The organism is Pseudomonas sp. H26/SER47-MNA-CIBAN-0231, from assembly GCF_040310465.1.
GTDB lineage: Bacteria > Pseudomonadota > Gammaproteobacteria > Pseudomonadales > Pseudomonadaceae > Aquipseudomonas > Aquipseudomonas atacamensis.
This window is the reverse complement of record NZ_JBEOPW010000006.1, coordinates 229441-244635: the sequence shown is the minus strand read 5'-3', so window position 1 is coordinate 244635 and position 15195 is coordinate 229441. Positions and strand designations below refer to the sequence as shown.

12 protein-coding genes and 1 pseudogene are annotated in these 15195 nt (G+C 61.1%); 2 read left to right on the top strand and 11 right to left on the bottom strand.

Annotated features, from left to right (window positions below):
* Positions 1-94: 94 nt before the first annotated feature.
* The 9 genes from hutH (AAEZ10_RS12365) to hutC form a co-directional block, all read right to left on the bottom strand.
* Positions 95-1627 (bottom strand): histidine ammonia-lyase, encoded by a 1533-nt coding sequence (gene hutH, locus AAEZ10_RS12365; protein WP_350569382.1) that lies wholly within the window; start codon positions 1625-1627, stop codon positions 95-97.
* Between the two features lie 116 nt (positions 1628-1743).
* Positions 1744-3267: a histidine ammonia-lyase gene (gene hutH, locus AAEZ10_RS12360; protein WP_122508481.1), complete on the bottom strand. Its 1524-nt coding sequence runs from the start codon at positions 3265-3267 to the stop codon at positions 1744-1746.
* Positions 3268-3451: 184 nt separating this feature from the next.
* A complete protein-coding gene (locus tag AAEZ10_RS12355; RefSeq protein WP_016772086.1) occupies positions 3452-4282 on the bottom strand; it encodes a quaternary amine ABC transporter ATP-binding protein in 831 nt (276 codons plus the stop codon).
* A complete protein-coding gene (locus AAEZ10_RS12350) occupies positions 4279-5130 on the bottom strand; it encodes an ABC transporter permease (protein WP_016772087.1) in 852 nt (283 codons plus the stop codon). The genes AAEZ10_RS12355 and AAEZ10_RS12350 overlap by 4 nt, the downstream gene beginning before the upstream one ends.
* A gap of 68 nt (positions 5131-5198) precedes the next feature.
* A complete protein-coding gene (locus AAEZ10_RS12345; protein ID WP_041477544.1) occupies positions 5199-6167 on the bottom strand; it encodes an ABC transporter substrate-binding protein in 969 nt (322 codons plus the stop codon).
* Between the two features lie 71 nt (positions 6168-6238).
* On the bottom strand, positions 6239-7711 hold the full coding sequence (locus AAEZ10_RS12340; RefSeq protein WP_350569379.1) for a purine-cytosine permease family protein: 1473 nt from the start codon (positions 7709-7711) through the stop codon (positions 6239-6241).
* Positions 7712-7874: 163 nt separating this feature from the next.
* A complete protein-coding gene (gene hutU / locus AAEZ10_RS12335) occupies positions 7875-9566 on the bottom strand; it encodes a urocanate hydratase (protein WP_122705159.1) in 1692 nt (563 codons plus the stop codon).
* A gap of 471 nt (positions 9567-10037) precedes the next feature.
* Positions 10038-10607, bottom strand: a complete 570-nt coding sequence (locus AAEZ10_RS12330) for a HutD/Ves family protein (RefSeq protein ID WP_122705160.1) — start codon at positions 10605-10607, stop codon at positions 10038-10040.
* Positions 10604-11314, bottom strand: coding sequence for a histidine utilization transcriptional repressor HutC (gene hutC / locus AAEZ10_RS12325; protein ID WP_162999786.1), 711 nt, complete (start codon positions 11312-11314; stop codon positions 10604-10606). Before hutC ends, AAEZ10_RS12330 begins: the two co-directional genes overlap by 4 nt.
* A 146-nt stretch (positions 11315-11460) precedes the next feature.
* Between hutC and AAEZ10_RS12320 the strand changes: the two genes are divergently transcribed.
* Entirely contained in the window at positions 11461-12825 is a 1365-nt protein-coding gene (locus tag AAEZ10_RS12320) for a formimidoylglutamate deiminase (RefSeq protein ID WP_350569376.1), read from the top strand.
* A gap of 121 nt (positions 12826-12946) precedes the next feature.
* On the opposite strand, the gene AAEZ10_RS12315 is transcribed toward AAEZ10_RS12320, so the two are convergent.
* On the bottom strand, positions 12947-13516 hold the full coding sequence (locus tag AAEZ10_RS12315) for a lipocalin family protein (RefSeq protein ID WP_016772094.1): 570 nt from the start codon (positions 13514-13516) through the stop codon (positions 12947-12949).
* 29 nt (positions 13517-13545) lie between these two features.
* The gene (locus AAEZ10_RS12310) at positions 13546-13800 is read right to left on the bottom strand and encodes a hypothetical protein (RefSeq protein ID WP_016772095.1); all 255 of its coding nucleotides are present in this window, start codon (positions 13798-13800) and stop codon (positions 13546-13548) included.
* Positions 13801-14030: 230 nt separating this feature from the next.
* On the opposite strand from AAEZ10_RS12310, the pseudogene AAEZ10_RS27935 reads away from it, so the two are divergent.
* A pseudogene (locus AAEZ10_RS27935) lies at positions 14031-15116 on the top strand (HAMP domain-containing protein); the annotation flags it as partial.
* Positions 15117-15195: the final 79 nt, after the last annotated feature.

Here is a 15195-nt window from a genome sequence, read left to right as displayed (position 1 = left end):
AAGATCGGCTCCCTTCCCCCTCTCCCCCTTGGGGGAGAGGGCTGGGGTGAGGGGGAGCGATTTCACTAACAATACAAATCTCCCCGTAAAGCGCTTACAAACTAGGCAACAACTGCCCAGCGACAAGCTGGGTCAAGCACCGCGACGCCAGCAATTCAGTCGCCGCATTGATGTCCGGCGCAAAGAAGCGGTCCTTTTCATAGAACGGCACTTCCTTGCGCAAAATCGCCCGTGCCTGTTCCAGCTTCGGCGAGGTCTTCAGACCGTTGCGCAGATCCAGGCCCTGCACCGCCGCCAGCCATTCCACGGCGAGAATGCCGCGAGTGTTCTCAGCCATTTCCCACAGCCGCTTGCCGGCGGCCGGGGCCATCGACACGTGGTCTTCTTGGTTGGCTGAGGTCGGCAGGCTGTCCACCGAATGCGGGTGGGACAACGCCTTGTTTTCGCTGGCCAGCGCCGCAGCGGTGACCTGGGCGATCATGAAACCGGAGTTCACCCCGCCATTGGCCACCAGGAACGGCGGCAGTTGCGACATGTGCTTGTCCATCATCAGCGAGATGCGGCGTTCGCTCAGCGAGCCGATTTCAGCGATGGCCAGGGCCATGTTGTCAGCGGCCATGGCCACCGGCTCGGCGTGGAAGTTGCCGCCGGAAATCACGTCGCCTTCAGCGGCGAATACCAGCGGGTTGTCGGAAACCGCGTTGGCTTCCACTGCCAGCACTTCAGCGGCCTGACGGAACTGGGTCAGGCAGGCGCCCATGACTTGCGGCTGGCAGCGCAGCGAGTACGGGTCCTGGACCTTGTCGCAGTTCTGATGCGAGGCGGAGACTTCGCTGCGCTCACCGAGCAGATCGCGGTACGCGGCAGCGGCGTCGATCTGACCTTTCTGCCCACGTGCAGCGTGAATGCGCGCGTCGAACGGCGAGCGCGAACCGAGCACGGCTTCAACAGTAAGACTGCCCAGCGCCAGGGCACCGGCAAACAGATCTTCGCCTTCGAACAAACCGCGCAGGGCAAACGCCGTGGAAACCTGGGTACCGTTGAGCAGCGCCAGACCTTCTTTAGCCGCTAACGTCAGCGGCGCCAGGCCGGCGACTTTCAGCGCTTCGGTGGCCTCAAGCCATTCGCCCTTGTAGCGGGCCTTGCCCTCGCCCAGCAGCACCAGCGACATGTGCGCCAACGGCGCCAGATCCCCCGACGCACCGACCGAACCTTTCAGCGGAATGTGCGGATAGACCTCGGCATTGATCAGCGCGATCAGCGCATCGATCACCTGCCGACGGATGCCGGAAAAACCGCGGCTGAGGCTGTTGACCTTGAGCACCATGATCAGTCGCACCAGCTCATCGCTGATCGGCTGGCCGACGCCGGCCGCGTGCGAGAGCACCAGCGAACGCTGCAGGTTTTCCAGGTCTTCGCTGGCGATGCGCGTCGAGGCCAGCAGACCGAAACCGGTGTTGATGCCGTAGGCGGTGCGGTTCTCGGCAAGGATCTGCTCGACGCAGGCGACGCTGGCCTCGATCTGCGCGCTGGCGCTGTTGTCGAGGGTCAAGGTGACCGGATGCTGGTAGACGTCACGCAGTTGGGCCAGGCTCAGTTGGCCGGGGATCAGGTTCAGCGCAGTCATTAAAATGCTCCTGTCAGGCATTGTTATTAACTACCAGTCGCTCCGGAGCATTCCGTTATCCGTCGCTTCTCGTCTTGTGAACGATCCACGCCTTGGCACGCTGGTATGGGTAGTTGTCAGTGCAAATTCGGTAGGACGTTGTGCGGCAGATTCGGGTTTTTCAACACGGTCGCAGCGGCAGCGATATCCGGCGCCAGCCAGCGATCCTGATCGTAGGCCGGGACCGTTTCGCGCAGCAGTTTCCACGCGCGGTCAGTGCCCACGCCAAAGCGCTGTTCCTTGAGGAATTCAAACGCCTGCGCCGCCAGCAAATATTCAATCGCGAGGATCTGCGTGCAGTTTTCCAGCGCACGATGCAGCTTCAGCGCGGCGTTGGTGCCCATGCTCAGGTGATCTTCCTGCAGGCCCGAGGTGATGTAGTTGTCGAGCACCGCCGGTTGCGCCAATTGACGGTTTTCCGCACACAGCGATGCGGCGACGTATTGCACGATCATCATCCCCGAGTTGACCCCGGGATTGGCCACCAGAAACGCCGGCAGACCGCTGACGTGCGGATTGACCAAACGGTCCAGACGGCGCTCGGCAATCGAGCCGATTTCGGCCATGGCAATCGCCAGCAGATCCGCTGCCATCGCCACGGATTGACCGTGCGGGTTGGCCTGCGACATCACCCGGAAATTGTCCGGCGTGCCCAGCAGTAACGGGTTGTCGGTGCAGCCGTTGAGCTCCGCTTCGACCTGTTTGGTCGCGTGGTCGAGTTGATCACGGGCGGCACCGTGTACCTGCGGGATCGAACGGATGCTCAGCGCGTCCTGAGTGCGAATGCCTTTGCTCGCGGCGATCACTTCGCTGCCATCGAGCAAGGCGCGCAGGTTGTTGCCGACCTGCTGCATGCCCGGATGCGGCTTGAGCGCAATGATCTCGGCATCGAAGGCATCGACCTGGCCGCGCTGGGCTTCGAAACTCATCGCGCCGATGACATCGGCCCATTGCAACAGCCGCGTAGCGTCGGCAATCGCCAGGCAACTGAGGCCGGTCATGCACGGCGTGCCGTTGACCAGACACAAGCCATCCTTCGCGCCGAGCTGCACAGGTTGCAGACCCTCCTCGGCCAGCGCCTGTTGCGCCGAAATGATCCGCCCGCGATAGCTGACATTGCCAACGCCGAGCAGCGCGATGCCGATGTGCGCCATGTGCGTCAGATAACCCACCGAACCCTGCGACGGCACCTGCGGAGTGATGCCGCGATTGAGCAGCGCCAGCAGCCCTTCGACCACGCGCCGATGCAGGCCGGATTTGCCGTGGCTGTAGTTGTGGATCGCGGCGCAGATGATCGCGCGGGTCTGCTCGTCGCTGAGCACCGGGCCGACACCGCAGGCATGGCTGAGCAGGGTGTTACGCGAGAGTTGGCTGAGCTGTTCGTCTTGCAGCGAAACGTTGGACAGACCGCCCAGACCGGTGTTGACGCCATAGGCACGCTCGCCGCTGGCGACGATGCGCTGAACGATGGCCTGAGCGTTGTCGATGCGCGCCCAGGTGTCGCTGGACAGTTCCAGCGGCGCACCGTGACGGGCGACAGCGACCACGTCCTGCCAACGCAGAGGGCTGCCTGTGATAGCGATTTTTTCAGCCTGGGACATCTAAAACCTCATACCAATTCTGTTGATGCCGGTAACCCAGTGGTGAGGGGATTTATCCCCGTTGGGTGGCGAAGCCGCCCCAAACCATGCCCGCAAATCCGTCAGACAGACCGCAGTGGCCGGTTTTACGACTGCTTCGCAGCCGAACGGGGATAAATCCCCTCACCACAACGGCCACTCAGCGTCACACCACCGCCGCCCGCCGCTGTACGAACCGGTCGACATACTCATCCGCCGGCGAATGCAGGATCTCTCTCGGCGTACCCACCTGGATCAACCGGCCATCCTTGAGAATCGCGATGCGATTGCCGATGCGCACGGCTTCGTCGAGGTCGTGGGTGATGAAGACGATGGTTTTGTGCAGGGTCTTTTGCAGCTCCAGCAACTGGTCCTGCATCTCGGCGCGGATCAGCGGATCCAGCGCACTGAACGCTTCGTCCATGAGGATGATGTCGGTGTCCGCCGCCAATGCACGGGCGAGGCCGACGCGCTGACGCATGCCGCCGGAGAGCTGGTGCGGGTATTTGTTTTCGTAGCCCTTCAGGCCCACGGTGTTGATCCAGTGCAGCGCGCGTTCGGCGCAGACCTGCTTGCTCTCGCCGCGCACTTTCAGGCCGTAGGCGACGTTATCGAGCACGGTTTTGTGCGGCAGCAGACCGAAGCTCTGGAACACCATGCTGATCTTGTGTCGACGAAATTCGCGCAGGGCGTCCATGTCGTACTGCAGGATGTCCTCGCCATCGACCAGAATCGCCCCGCTGGTGGGGTCGATCAGGCGATTGAAGTGCCGTACCAGGGTGGATTTGCCCGAGCCGGACAGGCCCATGATCACAAAGATTTCGCCGGTGCCGATGCTCAGCGACAAGTCGTTCACGCCGACCACGCAACCGGTTTCGTTGAGCACCTGATCCTTGCTCTTGCCCTGGCCGACCATGGCCAGCGCATCCTTGGCGCGGTTGCCGAAAATCTTGAAGACGTTGCGCACTTCGATCTTGCTCACGCTTGCGTTGCTCATTTGCTCACCTCGTGCCGTGGCCGACCGTACGCTTGAGTGATGCGGTCGATGACCACAGCGAGAATCACGATCGCCAGCCCGGCTTCGAGACCACGGCCGACGTTGAGGGTCTGAATCCCCACCAGTACGTCTTCACCGAGGCCACGGGCGCCGATCATCGAGGCGATCACCACCATCGACAGGGCCATCATCGTGGTCTGGTTGATCCCGGCCATGATGCTCGGCAGCGCCAGCGGCAGTTGCACGCCGAACAGTTGCTGCCAGCGGTTGGCGCCGAAGGCGTTGATCGCCTCCATGACTTCGCCGTCGACCTGGCGAATGCCCAGATCGGTCAAGCGAATCAGCGGCGGCGCGGCGTAGATCACCGTGGCGAAAATCGCCGGCACCTTGCCCAGGCCGAACAGCATCAGCACCGGAATCAGGTACACGAAACTCGGCATGGTCTGCATGATGTCGAGCAGCGGCATCAGCACCGAACGCAGGCGATTGCTGCGTGCAGAGAGTATCCCCAGCGGGATGCCGATCAGCACCGAAATGATCGTCGCGACCATCATCAGCGCTAGGGTCTGCATGAGCTTGTCCCACAGGCCGACCGCACCCACCAGAAACAGCAAGCCGACAATCACGGCGGTGGTGACGACTTTGCGCGTGGCGTGCCAGGCGATGACACCGACAATTGCCAGCATCAACCACCACGGCGCCGCACGCAGCAAACCTTCGAGACTGACGATGGCCCACAGCAGCGTGTCGGAGATGTGCCGGAACACGTCGCCGTAATTGGTCACCAGCGAATCGACCCAACCGTTGACCCAGTCGGCGATGGAAAAGGTAAAACTTTCGGGAAACATAAGGGACTCTCAATCAAGGGGTTGCGATCAAGCGTCCGGCTGCCGTGCTGGCAGCCGGGAAACCTGACCTACAAGGCCGCGTCGATTTTCTTGGCTGCGTCGTCGCTCACCCATGCGTGCCAGACTTCAGGATGTTCCTTGAGGAAGATTTTCGCCAGTTTTGCCGACTCGATACGTTCCTTGGCCATGCGGCCGAGGTTCTGATTGAGCAGGTCGATCGGCAGGTTGACCTTTTCCAGCACGGCGACCAGTTCCGGGGCTTCGTCGTGGAAGGTTTTCGACAGGCCGACCTTGATGCTGACGGTCTTGTCGACGCCGGGTTTCTCTTCCAGTTTGACTGCATCGATCTGGCCCATCAGCGGCGTTGGCGACCAGTAGTAGAAGAGGATCGGCTCGCCACGCTTGTAGCTCGACAGCACCGCTGCATCCAGCGCAGGTCCGGTGCCCGGACGGAAGTTGGTGTAGCTGTTTTCCAGACCGTAGCTCTTGAGCATTTCGCTGTTGTCGAGCTCGCAGGTCCAGCCGGCCGGGCAGTTATAGAAGCGGCCCTTGGACGGCTCTTCAGCGTCCTTGAACACGGCGGAATACTTGCCCAGATCAGCGATGTTTTTCAGGTCCGGGGCTTTCGCCTCGAGCTTGCGCTTGGCGTCGCCTTCGATCACGTAACGCGGCACGTACCAGCCTTCGACCGCGCCCACCACCGGTGCGCCGACACCGACGACCTTGCCGGCCTTCTCGGCCTTGTTCCAGACCTCGCTACGGCCGACCCACTCTTCGGCGAACACTTGAATATCGTTGCTGCTCAGGGCGTTTTCCATGGTGATGGAATTGCCCGGCAGGCTGTCGGTCTTGCAGCCGTAACCTTTCTCCAGCACCACTTGCATAACGTCGGTCAGGAGCATGCCGCTCTCCCAGTTCAGCCCGGCGAATTTCACCGGTTTGCCCGATTCGCACCAGCCGGCGGCTTGCGTCGCACCGGCACTGGCCAACAGGCCCATGGACAGCAATGTGGTCAGCAGGGTCTTGTTCGATTTCATTGTCGTGACGCTCCTAATCATGAATGGGCTTACGGCAGTTCAAGAGGCATCCAGCCTGGTCCACGTCCAGATCAGGCCTGCGCCGCAGCGCGACCGGCCCCGCTCGTTTTTGCTTGTTGGGTGCTGTTCTGCTCGACCGGCAGAATCAGGCGATCGGGCACTGCGCTGTGCCATTTCTTTGCGCAGAAGTAATAGACGGCGGCCGGCAGCACCAGGCCGATGATCCAGGAAATGTCGACATCACCGAGGGCGGCTACCAGTGGGCCGGTGTAGAACTTGGTCGAGATGAACGGCAACTGCACCAGCACGCCGAACACGTAGACGCTGATACCGAGCAGGTTCCAGCGGCCGTAGCGGCCGTTCGGATCGGCCAGCGCCGGCACGTCGTAACGCTCGCGGGTGATGCAGTAGTAGTCGACCAGATTGATCGCGCTCCACGGGGTGAAGAAGGCGAGCAGAAACAGGATGAACGACTTGAACGCACCGAGGAACGAGTGCTGCCCGAGCAGGGCAATCAGCGTCGCCGCGCCGACGATGAACAGCACGAAGACCAACCGCTGCATGCGCGTAACCGTCAGGTGCCCTTTGAAGCCACTGATGATGGTGGCGATGCACATGAAGCTGCCGTAGGAGTTCAGCGTCGAGATGGTCACCTTGCCGAACGCGATACTGAAATACAGCAGCGCGGCAGTGGCGCCGGTACCGCCGAGCCCGACGATGTAGGCGACTTCATGGCCAGCGAATTGACCGTTGGCTGAAGCGGCGGCAAACACACCGAGGATCATCGCCACCTGGGCGCCGATCACCGAACCTGCGCCAGCGGCGAAAAAGGTTTTCACCGATGAAGTGGCGCTCGGCAGGTAACGCGAGTAGTCCGCTACATACGGGCCGAAAGCGATCTGCCAGGACGCCGCCAACGAAACCGCCAGCAGAAAGCTGCTCCAGCTGAAATGACGAATCTGCAGGAGCGCACCAACGTCGGTCTGGCTCATCAGCCGCCAGAACAGGAACACAAAAGCGATCACGCCAATCACGCTGGCGACGCGGCCGATCCAGTGGATTACCCGATAACCGAGCACCGTGACCAGCACGATGACACTGGCGAAAATCAGGATGCCAACACTGTCGCTGACACCGAACAACTGCCCCAGCGCCTGCCCGGAGAGCACCGTACCGGTGGCGGTGAAACCCAGGTACATCAGGCATACCAGCACGATCGGAATCGCAGCGCCATAAACGCCGAATTGCACACGACTGGAGATCATCTGCGGCAAGCCCAGTTTCGGCCCTTGCGCGGCATGCAGCGCCATCACACCACCGCCGAGCAGTTGGCCGATCAACAGACCGATCAACGACCAGAACACATCACCGCCGAGCACCACGGCCAAGGCCCCAGTGACGATCGCGGTGATCTGCAGGTTGGCGCCCATCCACAGGGTGAACTGACTGAACAGACGACCGTGTCTTTCCGCTTCCGGGATGTAGTCGATCGAACGCCTTTCGATCAACGGAGTACTGCCTGCACGTTCGTTGTTAACCGCCATGATTCAACCTCTGTGGATTGCTATTCGGGTTCACTGAGCATCGGTGGAGCTGCTTTTCTGTGGGAGCGAGCTTGCTCGCGAAAGCAATCTGTCTGCCGACACGAATGTTGACTGTGCCGGCCTCTTCGCGAGCAAGCTCGCTCCCACATGAAGCAAAAGCGTATTACTTGCCATCAGTGATCATCGGCAGATTCAGCCCCTGCTCTTTCGCACAGTCGATGGCAATCTGGTAACCGGCATCGGCATGGCGCATGACGCCAGTCGCCGGGTCGTTGTGCAGCACGCGAGCGATGCGCTCGGCGGCTTCGTCAGTACCGTCGCAGACGATCACCATCCCCGAATGCTGCGAGAAGCCCATGCCGACGCCGCCGCCGTGGTGCAAGGAGACCCAGGTCGCGCCGCTGGCGGTGTTCAGCAGTGCGTTGAGCAGCGGCCAGTCGGAGACGGCGTCGGAACCGTCCTGCATCGATTCGGTTTCGCGGTTCGGGCTGGCGACCGAGCCGGAGTCGAGGTGGTCGCGGCCGATCACCACGGGTGCCGACAGCTCACCGCTACGGACCATTTCATTGAACGCCAGACCGAGCTTGGCGCGCTGGCCCAGACCGACCCAGCAGATACGCGCCGGCAGACCCTGGAAGCTGATGCGCTCACGGGCCATGTCCAGCCAGTTGTGCAGGTGCGCGTCGTCCGGGATCAGCTCTTTGACCTTGGCGTCGGTTTTGTAGATGTCCTGCGGATCACCCGACAATGCCGCCCAACGGAACGGGCCGATACCACGGCAGAACAGCGGACGGATGTAGGCCGGCACGAAGCCCGGGAAATCGAAAGCGTTTTCGACGCCTTCTTCCTGAGCCATCTGACGGATGTTGTTGCCGTAGTCGAAGGTCGGGATGCCTTGCTTCTGGAACTCCAGCATGGCTTTGACGTGCACCGCCATCGACTGCTTCGCGGCTTTGATCACAGCGGCTGGTTCGGTCTTGGCGCGGGCGCGGTACTCGTCCCAGCTCCAGCCGGCCGGCAGGTAGCCGTTGAGCGGGTCGTGGGCGCTGGTCTGGTCGGTGACCATGTCCGGGCGCACGCCGCGCTTGACCAGTTCCGGCAGGATTTCCGCCGCGTTGCCGAGCAGGGCGATGGAAATCGCTTTGCCTTCTTTGGTGTATTTGTCGATGCGCGCCAGAGCGTCGTCGAGGTCTTTGGCTTGCTCATCGACGTAACGGCTTTTCAGGCGGAAATCGATGCTGACCTGCTGGCATTCGATGTTCAGCGAGCAGGCGCCGGCCAGGGTGGCGGCCAGCGGTTGTGCGCCGCCCATGCCACCGAGGCCGGCGGTGAGCACCCAGCGCCCCTTGAGGTCGGCGTTGTAATGCTGGCGCCCGGCTTCGACGAAGGTTTCGTAGGTGCCCTGAACGATGCCCTGGCTGCCGATGTAGATCCAGCTGCCGGCGGTCATCTGGCCGTACATGGCCAGGCCTTTGGCGTCGAGTTCGTTGAAGTGTTCCCAGCTCGCCCAGTGCGGCACCAGGTTGGAGTTGGCGATCAGCACGCGCGGCGCGTTGCTATGGGTCTTGAATACGCCGACCGGCTTGCCCGACTGCACCAGCAGGGTTTCGTCGTCGTTCAGATTAGTCAGGCTTTCAACGATCTTGTCGTAGCACTCCCAGTTCCGCGCAGCGCGGCCGATGCCACCATAGACCACCAGTTCTTTCGGGTTCTCGGCGACTTCCGGGTCGAGATTGTTCATCAACATGCGCAGCGGCGCTTCGGTCAGCCAGCTCTTGGCGGTCAGCGTGTTACCGCGTGCGGCGCGGATCTGCACGTCACGAAACTTGTTGCTGTTCTGGGTATTGTCAGTCACGAAAAAGACTCCTCAGCGATCAATTCAAACCAACCCTGGCAGTGGGCAGCAGCCTGCGCGCTGTGCTGCGCGACAAGCGAATCAGTGGACGCTGCGGAGAGTCTCGGACGACTCATACGCATACGTCTTTACTTGTACATACAAGCATATGCAATCAAGCGGCCAACTTGCTGGAGGCGTGTTCAGGAAAAATCACGGGCATGGCTGGAGAGCGCCTGAATCGAGGGTTCTGGCGTGGATGAAATTTTCCGGGAGGAGATTCTGAGGAGATGCGGCTGGGCCAGGTCAGTGTGGTTTTGCGCCACGCTGGGGCGTTCGGTAACAAGTTGGTGCGCGGAAGGGAAACAAGAGTGGGGATGGCTTTTGTGGCGAGGGGACTTATCCCCGCTGGGCTGCGCAGCAGACCGCTTTTCTAATCAGGAATGGGGCCGCTTCGCGACCCAGCGGGGATAAATCCCCTCGCCACAGGGGTCAGTTTTGGAGAAGTTCGACTATGCAGCAAGCGCCATGGGTGGAGACTTCGACCAGCCCGCTGTTGCCGTCCAGCTGCAGGCAATCATGCCGACCGAGCTGTGAAACGCCGTCGCCAACACGCACGTCCATCAGCTCACTGACACTGAACACCAGCACTGTCGATGCAGAGCTGAAAAACCGCTGCTCGCCGGCCAACCACTGCAACCGCGCGCTGTAACGTTGCGGCGCGTAGATCAGATTGAAGTCGCGAATCGCACCGCCGAGCAAGGTGCAGGACACCTGACTTTCGCCGCTGAAAGCAAACGGGTCCAAGGGTAACAGTGGACGGGTAGCGTCACCGTCGACGCACAGAGTCATGCCGTCGCCCTGCAACACGGTGATCACTCGCTGGTAACCGGCGAATGTCGAGAAACCGCCCGATTCGGCGATGTCGGCAATTGAGAGGCGCCAGCCGAAACCGTCCAGGCCAGCGCCAGCATCGCGGGCGATTTCCTCGGTGCTGCCGCCGCCGTTTTTCCACGGCATGCGCGGGTAGCCTTCGGCGCGTAAAACCTTTATCTCATTCATTTGTGAAAGCGCCCTTCCAGACGATGACGCGAACCCGGGTGGATCAAACGCGCCGCCGTCACCGGTTGACGCCCCGACCACGTACGTCGACGAATCAGCAGGCACGGCTCGCCCTTTTCGATCTGCAGCAACTTGCACTCCGACGGCTCGGCAAGGATGGCTTCGACCACGTGCTCGCCCTCGGTCAGCGGCGCGACCTGGTTGAGATAGGCATAAGGCGTTTGCAGGGTGAAATCCTGCTTGAGGTATTCCGGCGCGACCAGTGCGTTGACGAAACGGTCTTCGATTTGCACCGGAATGCCGTTTTCGTAATGCACGATCAGCGAGTGGAAGACCTTCTGACCTTCGCGCATGTCCAGCGCCAGCGCGCGTTCGGAGCCGGCAGCTTCTTCTTCGAGGGTGATGACCTGGCAGGTATGGCGATGGCCGCGCGAGGCGATTTCATCGGCGATGTTGTGCACCTCGAACAGCGCTGACTGGCTCTTCGGCTCGGCGACAAACGTGCCCACGCCTTGCATGCGCACCAGCAAGCCATCGGCGGTCATCTCGCGCAGGGCGCGGTTGATGGTCATGCGGCTGAAGCCGAGCTGGCTGACCAGTTCGCTTTCCGACGGTACGCGGTAGTGCGGCGGCCAGTTACCGCTGTCGATCTGCTGGGTGATCATCTGTTTGACGCGGGCGTACAAAGGCGCCGGACTGTCGCCCATGTTCGCGGCCAACGGAGAAACTGGAGGCGGAGTCGGCACGGTTGATCCCTGTTCATTGGATGAAAGTGACTAGCTTGCCGGAGTTTACCGGGCAGGCAAACGTCTGTATATGTATATACAAATTACACGCGATGGGGTGCCTAACGATGTCCGCCTTCTTTGCCGAATGCGCACTGCTGCCTGAGGGATGGGCCAACAATGTACGTCTCGAGGTCAGCGCCGATGGCCTGTTGACCCGAATCCAGGCCGATTCCAGCGCAGACGGCGCCGAACGCCTGCGCGGGCCGTTGCTGCCGGGAATGCCCAACCTGCACTCTCACGCCTTCCAGCGCGCCATGGCTGGATTGGCCGAAGTGGCCGGCAACCCCAACGACAGTTTCTGGACCTGGCGCGATCTGATGTACCGCCTCGTCGGAAAAATCAGCCCGGATCAGCTCGGCATCATCGCCCGTCAGCTGTACATCGAAATGCTCAAGGCCGGTTACACCTCGGTCGCCGAATTTCACTACGTGCACCACGACAGCAACGGCCAACCGTACGCCGATCCGGCCGAGCTGGCCTTGCGCATCAGTCAGGCCGCCAGCGAAAGCGGCATCGGTCTGACCCTGCTGCCGGTGCTCTACAGCCATTCCGGTTTCGGTGGCCAGACGCCCAACGATGGCCAGCGTCGCTTTATCAACAACACTGAAAACTATCTGAATCTGCAAGCGCGTTTGCAGCCGTTACTGGCGCAGCAAAAGGCGCAATCGCTGGGCCTGTGTTTCCACTCGTTGCGTGCGGTGACGCCGCAACAAATCAGCGAAGTGTTGGCGGCCAGCGACAAACAATGCCCGGTGCACATCCACATCGCCGAGCAGCAGAAAGAAGTCGACGATTGCCTGAGCTGGAGCGGTCGCCGTCCGTTGCAATGGCTCTACGAGAACGCTGAAGTCGATCAGCGCTGGTGTCTGGTCCACGCCACCCACGCCAACCCGGAAGAAGTCACGCTGATGGCCAACAGTCGCGCGATCGCCGGGCTGTGCCTGACCACTGAAGCGAATCTGGGTGACGGGATTTTCCCGGCGGTGGACTTTCTTGCCCAGGGCGGGCGCATGGGCATTGGCTCCGACAGCCATGTATCGCTAAGCGTGGTGGAAGAGTTGCGCTGGCTGGAATATGGTCAGCGTCTGCGCGATCAGCGGCGTAATCGCTTGTATGGCGCGCAGCAGCCGATGGTCGGTCGCACCCTGTATGACGCGGCGCTGGACGGCGGTGCACAGGCGCTGGGGCAGCCGATCGGCGCGCTGGAAGTGGGCAAGCGCGCGGACTGGATTGTCCTGGACGGTAGCGATCCGTATCTGGCGACGGCTGCGGGGGACGGGATTCTCAATCGCTGGTTGTTCGCCGGCGGCGATCGTCAGGTGCGCGATGTGCTGGTCAATGGTCAGTGGGTGGTGCGCGATGGCCGGCATGCCGGCGAAGAGCAAAGCGCCCGAGCCTTCACCCGGGTCCTGCGCGATCTCTTGGGTTGACCCAAAACCAAACTGTGGGAGCGAGCCTGCTCGCGAACGCGGTGTATCAGTCAATATTCATGTCGACTGATACACCCTCTTCGCGAGCAGGCTCGCTCCCACATTTGATTTGTATAGCGGCTTAATTGGATGTCTTGGCCATCTGCCGATCCGACGCCCGCCAGATCAGTCGCGTCGTGTCATAACCCTGCTGACGCGCCTTGCTCAGCAATTCTTCACGCACTACACCGTTGACGGTCGGTGTGCGTGACAGCAGCCACAAGTACTTGCGACTCGGATCGCCGACGATGGCGGTCTTGTAGTCGTCGCTGACGTACAACACCCAGTACTCGCCCTTTGCCACACCCGGCACCAGACGCGAGAACCAGTTATCGAATTCGACCCAGAGCTTGTCGGTCTTGCCCGGCACTTGTGGATAAGCCGTGCCCTTGGCTTCTTCCCACTGCCACTCCGGGGTCAGGCAACGATTGAGCACGCCGACATTACCGTCAGGCTTGAGGGTGTAATGGGCTTCGGATTGCGCGCAGTGGCGCTGAAAGTACATCGGCAAGCGTGCCAGTTCATACCAGGTGCCCTGATAACGCTTGAGATTGACGCTGTTGACGGTCTTGGGCGCCAACGGGTCGACGCCGGAAGTGGCGCAGCCAGCCAGTACCAGGCCAGCAAAAAGGATCAGCAATAACCGCTTCATTTTTTTCTCCGTGGGCGCGAAGCCCCGGTTTACTTCAGGCCTTGGCCGGAAAACATCAGCACTTTGTCACCGGCGTATTGCACGCTGATAAAGCTGTTCTTGTCGCCCCAGGTACAGCTGGACATACCGAGCGCGCCCGAGCAATCAGTGGGCTTGCCGAGAAGGGTTTCCACTTCGGACTTGGCCATGCCGGCCGAGAGCTTGGAGTAGTTTTCCTGATTGACCTTGCTGCATGCGGCCAATAGCACGCAAAACGACAGCAGGGCGATAGATCGCAGCGACATGGTGAAACTCCTGGAACGAGGGGGGATGGCATGGTGCCAACCAGAAGCTTAGAAGAGAAAAGTGTCATCTGGTTCCGTGACCGAACGCCTATTTATCAGCCCGCCCGTCCGGCTTTTGCCGGTAAATCAAAAACTTTGTGAAGCCGACGAGCATTTCGTCGACTTTCCCCGCAAGCGCCTAATCTTTGGCGCGGCGCGGTCGAAATAAGAGCAGCGCAACGCTGCCGATTATGGCAAATTGCCGCCCTTTCCTGACCAGCCCCTTCGCGGTAGTTCATTCGATGACCAGAAACATGAAATTCAGCCACAAGATTCTGCTGGCTGCTGCCCTTGTGGTGGCCGTAGCGTTCGCCTGTTTCATCTTCTTCAACGACTATCGCCAGCGTCAGGCCTTGAGCAGCAGCACCGAAGCGACCATGCAGGAACTGGGCAGCCTGACCACCAGCAACATTCAGACCTGGCTGGAAAGCCGCATCCAACTGCTGCAATCGCTGTCGCAGCAAGTCGCCGTCGATGGCAATGCGCCCGCCAGCCTCAAGCGCATCATTGACCTGCCCGCCTACACCGGCAATTTCCAGCTCAGCTATTTTGGCGGTGCTGACGGCGTGATGTTCTCGGTGCCGGCCGGCAACCGTGCGCCGGACTACGATCCACGCGCGCGCGGCTGGTACAAAGCGGCCAACAGCGCACAACAAACCATCGTCACCGAACCGTACATCGCCGCTTCGTCGGGCAAACTGGTGATCACCGTTGCCACCCCGGTGCAGCGTCAGGGCCAAATGCTCGGCGTCGCCGGTGCCGACATCGATCTGACCAGCGTCAGCGCGATCATCAACTCGCTGAACTTCGGCGGCCACGGTCATGCGTTCATCGTCAGCGCCGAAGGCAAGATCCTGATTCACCCGGACAGCAAGCTGGTGCTCAAGACCCTCGCCGAGGCCTATCCGAACGGCGCGCCTCAAGTCAGTCCGGGCTTGAAAGAAGTCGAGTTCGACGGCAAAACCCAGTTGATTTCCTTCACTCGCGTCAACGGCGTGCCTTCGGCTGACTGGTACGTGGCACTGGTGCTCGACAAAGACACCGCGTTCTCGATGCTCAGCGAATTCCGCACCTCGGCACTGATCGCCATGGTCATCGCCGTGCTGATCATCATCGGCCTGCTCGGCATGCTGATTCGCGTGCTGATGCAGCCACTGCTGACCATGGGCCGTGCGATGCATGACATCGCTGAAGGCGAAGGCGATCTGACCAAACGTCTGGTGATTCACGGCAATGATGAATTCGGCGCGCTGGGCACTTCGTTCAACCGCTTCGTCGAACGCATTCATACGTCGATCCGCGAAGTGTCCTCGGCTACCGGCCAGGTCAACGAAGTCGCCCTGCGGGTGGTCGCTG